The organism is Cohnella luojiensis, assembly GCF_004564235.1.
Lineage (GTDB): Bacteria > Bacillota > Bacilli > Paenibacillales > Paenibacillaceae > Cohnella > Cohnella luojiensis.
This window is the reverse complement of sequence record NZ_SOMN01000039.1, coordinates 1-13,575: the sequence shown is the minus strand read 5'-3', so window position 1 is coordinate 13,575 and position 13,575 is coordinate 1. Positions and strand designations below refer to the sequence as shown.

The 13,575-nt window shown below is 50.7% G+C and carries 14 protein-coding genes; 1 reads left to right on the top strand and 13 read right to left on the bottom strand.

All coding sequences use genetic code 11. The features are described 5' to 3' along the window. Positions 1-159 precede the first annotated feature (159 nt). The 13 genes from E2980_RS20430 to E2980_RS20370 form a co-directional block, all read right to left on the bottom strand. Positions 160-1,260: a toxic anion resistance protein gene (locus E2980_RS20430; RefSeq protein WP_135154078.1), complete on the bottom strand. Its 1,101-nt coding sequence runs from the start codon at positions 1,258-1,260 to the stop codon at positions 160-162. 21 nt (positions 1,261-1,281) lie between these two features. Beyond that, positions 1,282-2,004 carry a hypothetical protein gene (locus tag E2980_RS20425; protein ID WP_135154077.1) on the bottom strand — a complete coding sequence of 241 codons (723 nt, stop codon included), beginning with the start codon at positions 2,002-2,004 and terminating at the stop codon, positions 1,282-1,284. Between the two features lie 290 nt (positions 2,005-2,294). Further along, positions 2,295-3,314, bottom strand: coding sequence for an ATP-grasp domain-containing protein (locus tag E2980_RS20420; RefSeq protein WP_135154076.1), 1,020 nt, complete (start codon positions 3,312-3,314; stop codon positions 2,295-2,297). Beyond that, complete coding sequence (locus E2980_RS20415) at positions 3,311-4,117, bottom strand: HAD family hydrolase (RefSeq protein ID WP_135154075.1); 807 nt, start codon at positions 4,115-4,117, stop codon at positions 3,311-3,313. Before E2980_RS20415 ends, E2980_RS20420 begins: the two co-directional genes overlap by 4 nt. 3 nt (positions 4,118-4,120) lie before the next feature. After that, the gene (locus E2980_RS20410) at positions 4,121-5,257 is read right to left on the bottom strand and encodes a cysteine protease StiP family protein (protein ID WP_135154074.1); all 1,137 of its coding nucleotides are present in this window, start codon (positions 5,255-5,257) and stop codon (positions 4,121-4,123) included. Beyond that, positions 5,254-6,630 (bottom strand): phosphoribosyltransferase family protein, encoded by a 1,377-nt coding sequence (locus E2980_RS20405; protein ID WP_135154073.1) that lies wholly within the window; start codon positions 6,628-6,630, stop codon positions 5,254-5,256. Before E2980_RS20405 ends, E2980_RS20410 begins: the two co-directional genes overlap by 4 nt. Continuing rightward, positions 6,569-7,777, bottom strand: a complete 1,209-nt coding sequence (locus tag E2980_RS20400; RefSeq protein ID WP_240703122.1) for an HpcH/HpaI aldolase/citrate lyase family protein — start codon at positions 7,775-7,777, stop codon at positions 6,569-6,571. The genes E2980_RS20405 and E2980_RS20400 overlap by 62 nt, the downstream gene beginning before the upstream one ends. Before the next feature lie 76 nt (positions 7,778-7,853). After that, positions 7,854-8,663 carry a TerC family protein gene (locus tag E2980_RS20395; protein WP_205700007.1) on the bottom strand — a complete coding sequence of 270 codons (810 nt, stop codon included), beginning with the start codon at positions 8,661-8,663 and terminating at the stop codon, positions 7,854-7,856. A 48-nt stretch (positions 8,664-8,711) separates the two neighbouring features. After that, the gene (locus tag E2980_RS20390) at positions 8,712-9,977 is read right to left on the bottom strand and encodes a TerD family protein (RefSeq protein ID WP_135154070.1); all 1,266 of its coding nucleotides are present in this window, start codon (positions 9,975-9,977) and stop codon (positions 8,712-8,714) included. Between the two features lie 21 nt (positions 9,978-9,998). Next, positions 9,999-10,580, bottom strand: a complete 582-nt coding sequence (locus tag E2980_RS20385; RefSeq protein WP_135154069.1) for a TerD family protein — start codon at positions 10,578-10,580, stop codon at positions 9,999-10,001. Positions 10,581-10,595: 15 nt separating this feature from the next. Next, positions 10,596-11,174, bottom strand: a complete 579-nt coding sequence (locus E2980_RS20380) for a TerD family protein (protein WP_135154068.1) — start codon at positions 11,172-11,174, stop codon at positions 10,596-10,598. Positions 11,175-11,253: 79 nt separating this feature from the next. Continuing rightward, the gene (locus tag E2980_RS20375) at positions 11,254-11,829 is read right to left on the bottom strand and encodes a TerD family protein (RefSeq protein ID WP_135154067.1); all 576 of its coding nucleotides are present in this window, start codon (positions 11,827-11,829) and stop codon (positions 11,254-11,256) included. A 46-nt stretch (positions 11,830-11,875) separates the two neighbouring features. Continuing rightward, complete coding sequence (locus E2980_RS20370; RefSeq protein WP_135154066.1) at positions 11,876-12,460, bottom strand: TerD family protein; 585 nt, start codon at positions 12,458-12,460, stop codon at positions 11,876-11,878. Between the two features lie 501 nt (positions 12,461-12,961). Between E2980_RS20370 and E2980_RS20365 the strand changes: the two genes are divergently transcribed. Beyond that, positions 12,962-13,575: nuclease/transposase family protein (locus E2980_RS20365; RefSeq protein WP_476695916.1), on the top strand; the 614-nt coding region annotated here is incomplete at its 3' end.

The window sequence follows — 13,575 nt, the reverse complement described above, 5'->3', positions numbered from 1 at the left end:
CATACCGTATAACTGCCCTACCCCAAACATACCCCTCCAGCCTTAAGATGTGAACCCCTTCGGTTGATTTTCGGCCAAAAAAAAATAGGAGACATGCTTCCTGAAAGGAAGTAATGTCTCCGGTTGACCGGTGATAATAAGTTGTTAGGTGTTGTCGTATTAGTCCAATAAACTGGTGATGGCAGGCTCTTGAATAGCCGCGGGCGAGGAGGCCGAGCTTGCGCCGGACTGCAAGCCCAAGCGTTGGCCCATCTGCTTGTTGATCTCCTGCATGCGGGTCGTTTGTTCCGTTGCGGCATTAATGATCGAGCGATTCGATTCCTCGCAGCGCGTAATTGCCGAAGTCAGGTCGTTCATCGCTTGGTTGATCTGTTCCATCGACATGGCGGACTTCGTCATGGCTTGGGTCGTCTTTTCGGTAGTCTCGTTCAGAAGGCGCGCATTCTCCGCGAACTGCTTGCCGAGCATCTCGTTCGTGGTGTTAACTGCCTCGATGACCTTCATTTGATCGTCCAGCGCCGTAGCGATCATTGCGGATACGGTGATCAAATGTTGCGTCTTATCGATCGTCGCGTCAACCGAGTCGATTAACTTGTCGTTGTTGTCGTTGATGATATCGGAGCCGGCAATCGCCTGCTGGTACAGCATGATCATCTCGGTTAGGGATTGAATCCGGGTAACGACCTTGCGCAGGCCGCGTTCCAGCTGCGCTTTCCGAGTCTCATTTTCCGGCTTGGCGATTTCTTGTTCGAACAGCACCCGCAGCTGATTGCCAAGCTCGATCCGTTGCTGAACGTTGTACATTTCTTGAAGGCACATTTGCTTCAGGTTACGCATGTGCACGATGTTTTCTTCCAATGTATCCTTGCCGTTACGCAAAGAGGAAATAATCGCCTGAACGTTCGTTCTGACCGACTGGTACTTCATAATGTAGTTCTTCATCGGCGTCTTGCGCAGAATCTTCTGCATAAGCGACAAGTCCTTGCTGCGATTCAAGTCGTCTACTTCGGTGCGCAGCTTCATGATATTGCCCGCGATCTCCGAGCGTTTGCCGCCCAAGAGATCATTCAGCGGACGTTCCAGAAGGGTAAGATTATGCCCTGCCTTCTCCATCGTCTTCTGACCCATTCTGCCGATTTCATCCATTAGGGAATCCAATTGCGTTGCATCGGTAGACGAGATGCGTTGAATCGTAGCTTGCGCTTCCTGTTGAACCTTAGCCGTGTCCGAATCCTTGAGCAGAATGGCTTGAGTACTCATTCGTAAATCCTCCCCGTTTGATTAATTGCGCGCGCCGTAGCGTTGGTGGATAAGCTCGGCCTTGTTCTTTAATTCCATTAAATCCTTCTGCTCGATAAAGCTCGTGTAAGTGGTAATCTGATTTTCGATGTCCTTGAGGCTATTCAATAAAATCCTGCGGTTCTGCACTTTGGCTTCTCCGCTTAGATGGATAAACGGATTGATCGTTCCGTTCAAGTCCTTAAGCACGAGCCTTTGAATCTTATGATTAATATCCCCGTTGTTAAACTCGACGAGCTGCGGAATGATCCGGTTGAGCCTGACGAGCAAAGACAGAGTGCGTTGAACGATCTCGTTGTCGAGATTGTTCTTCTCCCCCTCCAGCAGCACCATATCCTCGATCGTTCCGATATATTCGATTATCGAATCCCATTCCGGACCTAAGTTCGACGACGATCTATCGCTTAATGTTCTGTCTGCCGATGAATCGTTCGCACGATTACCCGGAGCAGCTTGCGGCTCGCTTAAACGTTGACCGGACTGACCGTTCTGGCCGCTCTGAATGTTCTGTCCGCCATTCGCTTGCCTCTCCGCGGCTAGCTTGGCCGCTTTAAGCTCCGCTTGGTGTATAGTCGAGCCCAACCATGTCCCGAGAACGGGGAAGATTAACGCGATGAAATCCGGAAGGATATCTAATCCCTCAGCAACTAGACCGGCAACATAACCGATGATTACGGAGGCAAGCCCCCATTTAGATCGAAGCAAGATAAGCGAACCTCCTATAGACTGCATCTATTTTTCAGTTTATGGTTTTCGCCCGCTCTCGTCAATTTATTCTCCATTGTCGGAGCACTCGCACTCGAAAGTAGAAGGAAAGCTAAACGATGCTGCAACCATAAAATATATAGCTAAAGCACTAATACGTTGCTCAAATCGAACTCTAACCATAAAATATATAGCTACAGCTCCATCCCGCTCCTCAAAACCAGTTCCAACCATACAATCCATTGCTGCACCGGAAAGTGCCCCTAGCCTTTCATCACTGCGGCCTGCCTTTATCCCTTCATGACGATGGGCAGTTCGAGATAGCTAGCCTTAACTCCCCATTGCGGGACAGGACGCTCGAACGGTTGACCCATGATTGTCTTGACGGCTAGATAGGGCATATTCACTCCGCATAGGCAGGTAATGAACAACCCTCCGGACATTCTCGGATTAATCTCCAGCAGCTTCGGTACGCCCTTGTTATATTTCACCTGGATATTGAACACGTACGGTATCCGGCATTTTTCCGCCACGTTCCTCGCAATCTCGGTCAACTCAGGTACGTCGTCCAGAACATAGATTCGTCCCGTCGACTTCCTTCTCGGAACGGCCACGATGAGCCTTCCTTCCGCATCGGACAAACAGTCGATACTGAATTCATCCTCCTCGAGCAGCTCCATGACCATAAGCTTAGAGAAGCTCTCGACGGCCGACAGCGTGCTATAAACTTGCTCGAATGACACGGACAAGCTGACCCAGTCATACAGGTTAGCCAGATCGTCCAACTCGTTATCGATAATCCGGAAGCCCATTCCGCCCTCGGAGTTCGTAGGCTTGAAGCAAACCCGATGACCGCTTTGAACGAGAGTCTCATAAGCTTCCTTGAATTGCTTCGCCGTCTCGACGACGTAATACTCCGGAATCGGAACTACGCCCGTCCCCTGAAGCGTTTCATAGAATTGATCCTTCTCCAGCATGCTTTCCAACAGCTCGATGTCCCGGCAAACCATAACCTTCGTGCCTATCGCGTCGAAACGATGGGCTTCCTTGGCGATCTCGAGCATCTTCAGACGGGGGATGAAAATATCGATCTCATGACGACGGCAGAAATCAACCGCATAATCGACGTATTCCGTTCCGTGCAAAACCGGCTCCTGCTCCGAGTAATCGCAGGCCTGCAAGGAGAGATGGTTCGTATCGGGATGGGTCCCGAAAAATTTGAACTCGTTCCCGTCCGGGTTGTCGCGGATCATGTTCATATAATGATACGAAACGGAAAACCAGCGGTTAAAATAAATATTCGTCGTCATAAAACGTTTCTTACCTCCATCCGATTCATCAGCACGTCCAATATATCCTCCGAAGCCCGTATTCCGGAGCGTTCGGTAAACCGAATGCGGTCATGGGAGCCGTATTTCCGATACAGCTCGCCATGATTGGGTGCCATTGCCTCATCCGCAACGAGAAGCATGCTCTCGTCCAGCAAGCTATCTCCTGCTGCGAATACGCTTTGTTCGCCGGACAGCTCCTTCACGTACCGGACTGCCGCGCCTTTCGTTACGTGGTCTGGCACGAGGTATATTTTCCGCCCCTGAAGAGAGCAGTTCCATCCATGGCCTTGCAGAAGCGATTCTAGCTCCGGCATCAAATCGGGCGGAAGCAGATCCCGTTTCACGATAACGGAATAGAACAGATCATCGCAGTAGGCGTCTTTAATGATACAATCCTTGGCGACCAGTCGATCGAACTTCGATTTGATCTCCGTGCTTGGAGCGCAATTCGTACGTACCGTCCGGCGAACTTGATCTTCCCATACCCTATCCGGCCGGCCGTCGATAAGCACCTTGCCTCCGTTGCTGACAATGGCGTATTTTGACTGTATTCCCTCTCTTAAACCGAATATTCTCTCATACTGCTCGTAAATTCGGGTAGTCGCGGGAACGAATAGAATTTGTTCGCTAAGGTACTGAAGATTGCTATATGCTGCTCGAGTCATGAACGAGCGGTATTCCCCATCGTTACTCTCCACGGGAACCAGGTCATCCGCGTCGACTAGCCCCATCGAATTGCGCGAGTAGATGAGCGTCTGATCCAGATCGCAGGCAAAGATCATCTCTTACTCCTCCTTTAGCGGCTTGATGATCCCGCAACAAGAATAGGTTAAATCCGGGTAGACGGCGATGGGTACGCCTCTGTCGCGAGCGAGCATAAGAATAGACGCGAGATTCGGGTTCTGCGGGTCGTCCACGAGAATTTTCCACGGCACCCTGCGCAGCAGTACTCTAGTCGTTTCACCGACGCCGGGCTTGATGAGATTAATATCGGAAATGCCGAAATCCCGTTGAATTCTCCGAATATCCTGCTCGCCCTTCCAGGTTACGGCATCTTCATGCTGCTCCAGCAGAAGGTTCGCCGTTACCCTTGCTTCATTCCTTACGGAATCGAAATAGGGTTCGATCGCCTCCAAGTAAGCGTTAGAGTAATCATCCTTCTCCCATTCCCGATAGAACTTGGCGCCGTGATAGTCATCAGGTCCGATCAGATCGTCCCGGAGTACGGTACGGCTGATTAATCCCGACACCGTGGCATTCAGGCATGCGCTCGGAATGAGAAAATCATCGCGCGTGCCGTAAGTCGCGGAGCAATGCCCAGGATCTGCAAGCACGGCCAGATCGTCGCTCAGCTTGATCCCATGCTTCCGTTCAAAGCTATCGCAAGCTTGGATGAGCACCTTGCGGATCGCGCCTTTACCGGTCCAACCGTCGATGAATTGGATATTCGCTTGCGGATGGGTACGAAGAATGTATTTGAGGGCGTTCTCGTCGATCCCTTTGCCCCTTATAATCGAGATCCCGTAGTGAGGGAGATCGACTCGATAGGTCGCTTGGATATACCTCTTGATCAGGACGCCAACCGGCGTGCCCGCTCTGGCGAGCGATACAAGCACCAGCGACGAGAGCCCCCTCTTGCTTACGATTTGCTCGGACACGACCGCTATCGCCTCCGCGACTCTCCTTGCCGTCGCATTAAGCGTCTCTTGGAATAGCTGGATATACGCATCCGATGGCCGGTACTCTACCGGCAGCATCTCGGAATAGTGGGTTCCGGACTGAATCGCTTCCTCCCGGTCCTCGGTTCCCCGCTCCAGCTCCAGATGGCTAAGATCCTTTAACAGAAACACGACATCCTCACGCTTATAGCTGCCCATAGAGGACGGTGAAGCTAGATTTCCGTCGAAAATAGAGGTGTTCATCCGTGCTCCTCCGAACCTTGTGCTTGACTGAAAAAGACGAGATTCACGATAGGTATTCCAATGCGGGAGAGCGCCTGCTCGAAGGACGCCCCTTGCTCAGGTCCATACTTCCGCTCGATGAAGACGAACGCTTCGTCATATTGCCCCGGGGACAGGTTGTACATGAAGTTGGCTACCGTCGGATCGTCCACAGAATCGAACCGGTAGGAGGAGGTTACCGCATATTGCTCTCGCTGCATGGGATGAATAGGGCTTCTCGTCGTGGACTGATAATAAATCTCGTCGCCCATGAGATCGGCGATCCGCATAGGGATATACATGAACTCGCCCGTTCCGAGACACAGAATTCGTTTGCCGGTTCTGCGCGAGACCAAATAGTCGGCGGCCCGCTTGACCTCCCGATTCAGCGATTCCCCTTGCAACGCGCTCATTCCGAACCTGCCCGTGTGCTTAAGGTAATCGATATCGAGATGCTCGAAAAACCGGGATACATCATAAGTCCGGAAGGTTACGTTATCCGTCGTCACGGACGGTGAATGCTGAAGACTCTCCTCTAACGGAGCTCCGTTGACGGTAATGAATCCTTCCAACAACGACAAGCATCGTATACGAATGTCTCGCTCCGTCTCCAACTGCGCGAAACGATCCCTATCCGCCGTCGAACGCCAATCCAGAAGGCTCGCCACGACGAAATCGCGATGTCCGAAGCTATGATGAAGTTCTTTAATGATATTCAGAGACGTATTCCCCGTCGTTATCTCATCGTCGACTAACACGATGGTCGACGCCTTGCCGAAGAGATCAGGGTCCAAGGCATAACAGCGATGAGATACCGCGTGCGAATGTTCTTCCTCGAAGTTGATGAGCGAGGTCATATCGTCTATCTGTTCGCGAGTCGTATGCAAGAAGTCCGCGTTTCCCTCGAAGGCATCGAACATGCTGTGTCCGAGAGCGGTGGCCGTCTCCGCGAATCCGATGAACAGGGTCGGTTCTTCCACCCTGATTTTGGTCTCCATTAAGCGCCGATAAAGCGCGTCGGCTTGTTCGGTATCCTCGAACGCATCCCGCAACAGCTGCATGGATACGGTCGTCGGTCGTTCAAGTATAGCAGCCTCGTATAAACAGCCAAGCATCGCGCCCGAAGCCAAGGACAGCGAAGGATGAACCGGGATATGCTTGCCCAGCAGCTTGCTCACGAAGAGAAAGCCCCGTTTCTTGTTGATTCTGGCTGCCATCCGGAAAAGGTGGTCAAGCTCAAGGCCATAAGGATTCGAAATGACGCTCACTTCTACCTCTAAACCGTCTATGATGCTATACAAGCGCTCCCGACCGTTGCGTGTCGGCAAGCAAGCAGGTGAAGTTATGTTTTTCATGTAGCACCCCGAACACCTTTGATCTATTGATAATGCGGTTGGACCAGTTCAAATGCGGCTTGATTTCGTTCATCTTGTTCTCGTACTGGCTCTTCATGACCCCGCGGTCGCCTTGGCTGTTCGATATAATGCTCAAGGCATCGATGTATTCCTCATGGGTTACGACATACAACGACTGCACGGGCTGAAGGTGGGTCGGATGGATGACCGTCTTGCCGATGATTCCGTTCTCCTTGTCGTAAGCAACCTCACGAATCAGGCCATCCACATATCGATCGATGTAAGACATGCGCAATCTGAGACCGTCTTGCCCCATCATCTCCTCGAAGGGCGTTTCCCTCAGCTGCGGCTTCAGTACCCGATCGCTCTTGAAATACTCCCATACCGGACCGGAGATGACGAAGTTATTGCTTTCCCTGCCGAAAATATTAATAATATCGGTGACGCAGTCCCGGATTACGCCGATATCGTAGATCGTCATATCGGGGTTCCGTCTAAGACCGAATATGCTGGAGAAATCGGTCGCGCCGATGCGCACGTTCAGCACGTATTGCTTGTACTTCATCAGTAACGACTGGATATCGAGCAGCGCGGAAAGCCGACTCTCGCGGTAGATTACATCGGTCGTCTCCAGAATCGGCATCCCGTACAGAATCGGCGCATCCGAGTCTTTGTCCAAGTTATAACGCTCCAGAATCCGAAAGTAGGCTTCACCCGAAGCGGCCGTGAACTTAGGGAACGCAAATCCCGTCACTAAGGGAAGCAGGTCATCTAACAGGATGAGTAATCTCTCGAACTGCTCGGAGGACCGAACCCGGATGAAGATAAGGGGCAACGATCGGGGGTTCAGCGTTCCCCTGTCCATATAAGCTTGCAGCTTACCCAACGTTTCGCGGAGATTCCGCTCCGCCAGGTGAACCTCATTGTCCCCGATGGCATCCTCAAGATCGATCACGAGGGAAACGAGCCCTTTGATTTTATTGCTCGCGATGTCTTCGGCTATCGTCGGTCTTATCGCGGGCATATAGAGAGCCGCTCCGACCGCGTAAGCCAGTAAATCCTTATCGTCCCGATTGCTGAACTCCGTAGGGAGGTAATGAAAAATATCACTTTCCTGTTCCGGGGTCAGATAGTCAAAGTATCGCACTGACATCATCTCCTTTATTTAAAATATCCCTCATTCGTCCATGAGGGATATTCCTGCGAGTATACAAGGTTGTGGGTTAAGCGGAATGAGAGGTTGTTCCTTGCTCTCTCTTCTTCCGGATGGAGCTTATAATCATCGTCCCTACGAAAATCGCTATCAGGAAGGAGAAGAATACGACGTGCGATACGTGGAAGCCGAACGCGCCCGAGATCATCTTCGCTGCGATAACGATGATGAGAATAAATGCCGCTTTCTCCAGCTCCGGGAACTTCTCGATGAGTTTAAGGAATACTTGGGCAACGCCCCGCATCATCAAGACTCCTAGAATACCTCCGAGGAACAATACCCATACTTCTTCGCTGACGCCGAACGCCGCCAGCACGCTATCGATGCTGAATGCGATATCCATCAACTCGACCGCAAGAACCGTACGCCAGAAGCCTAGGCCTTTGTTTTCGACTTCTCCGCCTTCTTCTTCCTTCGCCTTGCGTCGGATGTAAGGAATAAGAGGAATGCCGCCTACGCGTGCGAACGCGAATTCCAGATGGAATAAATTACTGAGCGCGATCCAGAGAAGATAAAGTCCTCCGACCACTTTGATCCAAGTAATCTTGACCAGGAAGGTTCCTACTCCGATTGCCAAGAACCGGAATACGTAAGCGCCTATAAGCCCGTAGAATAATGCCTTTTTTTGTTGATCTTTCGGAAGATGCCGAACCATGACGGCCAATACCAAAGCATTATCCGCCGACAAGAGTCCTTCGAGAATGACCAGCGTACCGATAATTCCCCATGTTGTCGGTTCGGACAACACCGCTCCGATGTGAGCCCAATCGAAAAAGCTCGCGAAGCTGTCTATGAAGTTACTGAAAAAATCTACCATGATGTTAATAGTCCCCCTGCCGAATATAGCTCGATAATTGCGAATCTCATCTTATTTTCTGCCTTTCGACCAACGTAAACCCCATTGATAAGCCTTGTCCAGCTCCTGCTGATCGCCGAAGAACTGTACTAGTCTCTCGATGCTGAATGTCTGGTTATTCACGTTCTTGATCATCGCGATGGCACACAGGCCTTTACTGTTGTTATACTCGTCCATGCGAACCTCGATGTCCGGACCTCCGGATTGCTTGATCGTCACGACACCGTCCGCCTGGGACCAATTCGCAACGCCTTCGTAGATAAAGGCGAAGACGACGATCCTCTCGATATCGGCCACTCTCGCTCCGTTTATCCTTAGGTTCTCCCCTCCGGCTAACGCGCCGGTCCGGTCATCTCCGTCCAAGGCCACGAATGGCGGGCGGTTTAAATCCCCGAAGGCATTGCCCAAGGCTTGTACGCCGCCTTTCGTGCCATCCTTCAGCTCGTAAAGACAACCAAGATCCAGGTCGACTCCGGATGCTGCTTTGAACAGTCCCCCGCCGCTCTTCTTGCGATTCCAATTCAGGTTCACCAGAATTTCCCCGAGCGAGCCCGAATTCTTCTGAAGGTTAATGACTTCGCCCTTCTTGCGAAGCTCGATCTTATCCAACCGTATCGTGGAAGGAGGCGAGACCGGAGGCTGCGCGGGAGGGGCTTGTACCACGGGAGGCTTCGGCGCGGCTTGCGTTGGCTGAGCCGGCTTAGCCTCCTCCCGAACATCGACGCCGAAGCTTCCGCATAAGGCCGACAATCCGCCGGAATAGCCGGAACCAATCGCATTGAACTTCCACTCGGCGCCATATCTATATAATTCTCCCACGACGATCGCAGTCTCGACAGGAAAGTTATTTCCAAGTTCATATCGAAACAGTTCATTGCCCGATGCCTCGTCGATGACCCGAATATAAGCATCGTTCACTAGAGAGAAGTTCTGTCTGCGCGCATCCCCCTCGTAGATCGTAAGCGTGAAGGGAACCCGTTCGACTTCCTTAGGAATTAGGCTGAGCTGAACGTTCACTTGCTCTTTGTCCGCTTGGCTTCCGTATGCCTTACGGGCTTGTCCCGCGAGTTGAACCGCTCCATTGGCGCCGGAGGGATTCGAATAGAAAATCAAGTCTTGATCCGAGCTTACTTTGCCGTTCGCTTGCAAGACGAAGACCGAAAGATCCAGATCAACGCCCGTAGTCGCCGTCCAGCCCATCGCTACAACGATGCGGCTCAGGGAAGGATTGTTCTTGGTTATATCTGTTTTCTGGCCTTTAATGATAGACAAGGACATCGCGACGATCCTCCGTTTAGGTTACTTGGCGTCTAAACCATAATGGCGAGCCAACGCGGACAATCCGCTTGAGAAGCCGGAGCCCACGGCTTGAAATTTCCAATCCGTTCCATGACGGTAGAGCTCGCACACGATAACCGCCGTTTCAACCGAGAAATCTTCCCCCAGGTCGAAGCGAAGAATAACGTTGCCCGTCCTCTCGTCTACCACCCGCACGAACGCATTCGAAACTTGTCCGAAATTCTGGTTACGCTGCTGTGCGTCGTGAATCGTCACTGTGATTCCGATGCGGTGAATCCCCGACGGCATTTTGGAAAAATCGATCTTCATTTGTTCGTCGTCTCCGTCGCCTTGACCATCGCGGTTATCGCCCGTATGAACGACTGCTCCGGAATGCACCGAGAGATTGTTATAAAAAACGAAATCTTCAATTCCGCTCGCTTTGCCATTCTCGTTCAGCAAGAACGCCGATGCATCCAAATCGAAAGCCTCGCCGCCCGTATATTTATTCGTATCCCATCCAAGTCCAATAATCGCGAGTCTTAACTCGGGATTGGTTTTCGTTAGGTCGATTCTTTGCCCTTTGGACAAGCTAATCGTCACGGGATCGCCTCCTAACTATACTTGTACTCCGAAATCTCGGCATAAGCCGGCTAGCCCATCTCTATAACCGCTTCCGACGGCGCTGAATTTCCATTCGCCGTTATGACGATATAACTCCGCGACGACGACTGCCGTTTCCACGGAGAAGTCCTCTCCCAAGTCGAACCGAATCAACTCTTCGTTCGTTCCGTCCTTCACGACGCGGGCGAATGCGTTCGCTACTTGCCCGAAGTTCTGACTACGAGCCGCGGCATCATGAATCGTAATGCAGAAGGCGATCTTCTGAATTTCAGCTGGAACCTGGCTCAGATCGATGGCGAGAGATTCGTCGTCTCCTGCGCCTTCTCCGGTTTGATTATCTCCGGACAGCTGAATGGCTCCGTTGGCGATCGACTTGTTGTTGTAGAAAATAAAATCGCGATCGCTGTTCACCTTGCCGGAGGCGTTCAAACAGAAGGCTGACGCATCTAGATCGAAGGAGCTTCCTCCGTCATATTTGTTCGTGTCCCATCCTAATCCTACTTTTACTTTGACGAGACCTGGATTGGATTTCGTTAAATCGACTTTCTGGCCTTTGGACAAATTAACAGCCATAGAGAGTACCTCCTTTAATTGAAAAAGGACCGCCATCCGAATGAAAAGCGGTCCCAAGTAATCAGGGAATTACCAATGGTTACATCAGGCCGTAATCTTTGCACAAACCGGCAAGACCTTCCTTGTAGCCGCTGCCGACTGCATTGAATTTCCATTCTCCGCTATGACGGTAAAGCTCGCCGACGACTACTGCCGTTTCCACGGAGAAATCTTCTCCTAAATCGTAACGAATAAGCTCGGCGCCCGTATCCTCGTTCACGATCCGTACGAAAGCGTTCGTCACCTGACCGAAGTTCTGAGCTCTCTCCGCTGCTTCATGGATCGTGATGCAGAATGCGATCTTCTCGACTTCGGCAGGAACGGCAGAAAGGTTTACTTTAACTTGCTCGTCGTCTCCGTCGCCCTCTCCGGTCGTGTTATCGCCCGTGTGAACGACTGAACCGCTTGGGTTCTGGGGGTTATTGTAGAAGACGAAGTCTTTCTCGGAAGGGGCTTTGCCGGCTGCGTTCAGGCAGAAGATAGATGCGTCTAAATCGAAGGCTTTACCTCCGTCATACTTGTTCGTATCCCAGCCCAATCCGACCACAACCTTAGAAAGTCCTGGGTTTGTTTTCGTCAAATCGATTTTTTGTCCTTTGGATAAGCTGATTGACATGTAAGTGTCCTCTTCTCGTTAGTTTATTTGGGTTTTTCATAATTTATTATTGGTATGTGCGGGCCAAAAGATCAACGTGCGCCGCATTCGTTCCTTCGCCGATCGCATTGAACTTCCACTCGCCGCCGTGACGGTAGATCTCGCCGACGACAAGCGCCGTTTTGCCCGAGTAGTTGTCCGTCAAGTTAAAACGAATCAATTCCTGTTGGTTCTGTTGGTTAAGCACTCGGATGTAGGCGGAAGATATCATGCCGAAATCTTGCTTGCGATTGACGCAATCGTAGATGTTAACGACCATCAATACCTTGTGGATATTCGCGGGAACGCGGCTTAGGTCAACGTGAATTTGCTCATCGTCTCCGTCGCCTTCTCCCGTGCGGTTATCGCCCGAATGAACGACCGAGCCGTCCGGGCTCTTGAGATTGTGGAAGCATACGAGATTCTTGCCGGTCAGCTTGCCGTTCTCATCCAGCATGAGCGCCGAAGCATCGCAGTCGATATCCACTTTCTTGGAGCCGAAGAAGCTCTTCTTCTCGACCGGATTCCATCCTAGTCCTACGACAATCTTGCTAAGTCCGGCATTGCCCTTCGTTAAATCGATTTTCTGTCCTTTTACTAGAGAAATCGTCATTGCAATGGGCTCTCCCTTCAATTATACAAATCTCTTAACTTTTACGACCAAACGACAAAAAGGTTTCAATTATTGGACAACAAGTAAATTATAATCGAAATGAGCCCATCTTTCGATAACTATTAACATAAACTCCACTATTATCCCAAATTATCCCTTGCCTTATTCTTGCCGCCGATCAACGGGAATTCTCCGATGCGAAGCTTGGCGCTGCCATAAGGAACGAGCTCCGAGGGCAGGGAAGCTTCGGACATTACCTCTAACCAAATAGCCGACGATGCTGCCGCGTTCTTGCGAAGGCATTACAAAATCAAGCCGAGAAAGCCCTTGCCTTCAGGCATGGGATGAATCGGCTTAGGACAAGGGCTGTCTTTAGACAGCTTAATTGTCCTACACATCTCAACTGTTATTGTTTGAGTAAGCGGACATCAAAGTCATTGTGCAATAAGCCTTCTTATGCGAACGTTTGTTTGGTATAATATCCGTGAAGGAGGTGATCAGTTGCAAACCATAACCGTTCAGATTCGCATATTTCCTGACAATCCCACATTGTTACGCGAACATGGTAACGCATATATCGAAGCGACGAACCGACTCACCATGCAAGCAGAAAGAGCAGGAACATTCCCCCATCTAACATCTAAAGACATTGAAGCGAAGCTGCCTTCAGCGGTACGGAATCAAATCATTCGCGATGCAAGAAGCATACATAAGAAGACGAATAAACAAGGGAAACGTCCGATATTAAAACGTAGAGCCTACTACGTGAACAATCAAAATTATTCGTTTAACGGCAACGTAGTCGCATTTCCAGTCATGATGGATGGGAAAGTACAGCGACTCAGGGTCGCATCCCGTTTGACCGAACGAGAGAATACCATTCTATCAAGCGGAAAACTTGGACTAATGAAGGTCGTGGAGAAATCGGGCAAATGGTACGTTCAAATTTCTGTTGAAAAACAATTCGGACAAACGACTGGTGATGCAACAATGGGTATTGATCTTGGATTGAAAGTGCCGGCAGTCGTTGTCACATCCACAGGCAAAACAAAATTTGTCGGCAACGGCAGACAAAATAAGTACATCCGCCGCAAGTACAGTTCGTGTCGAAGGAA